This window comes from Oleiphilus sp. HI0086 (assembly GCF_001635225.1).
In genome coordinates this window covers 1-490 of record NZ_LWFZ01000415.1, presented here as the reverse complement: position 1 = coordinate 490, position 490 = coordinate 1, and the positions used below count along the sequence as shown (strand labels likewise).

The window sequence follows — 490 nt, the reverse complement described above, 5'->3', positions numbered from 1 at the left end:
ATACAAATGTTATCGGCAAAGACCGTGACTTTGGCTATGGCATATTCCGTCTTAGCGATGACCTGCCTTGGCGGCCAAAAAACCGCTGGCAGATATTCAGCTACCTAGGGCTTAGCACCTTCTTTGAAGCAGGGATTGCTTACCACGAAGTCGCTGCAGAAAGAATCTTTATGGGCAAGCGCCGCGAGACAAGTTCCCTGCCAATTAGCCGCAAGCAATTAAAGAAAGATTTCTTTAGCAAAATCGGCCGTCAAACCTTCAAGGATTACATATTCTTTCCTTTACTATGCTGGCCTGTGGCCGGGCAAGTATTACTCGGTAACTTAATTGCCAATATCCTTAGAAACCTTTGGACCTCTACCATTATCTTTTGCGGTCACTTTACCGAAGACGCTCATACCTTTACTGAAGAAGAAATTCAGGGAGAGTCACAAGGTGAATGGTATTTCCGTCAGATACTGGGTTCTTCAAATCTAGAGGGCAACAAGTT

At 44.9% G+C, this 490-nt stretch carries 1 pseudogene; it reads left to right on the top strand.

Features of this window, described 5'->3' with window-relative positions:
* A pseudogene (locus A3756_RS27325) lies at positions 1-490 on the top strand (acyl-CoA desaturase); the annotation flags it as partial.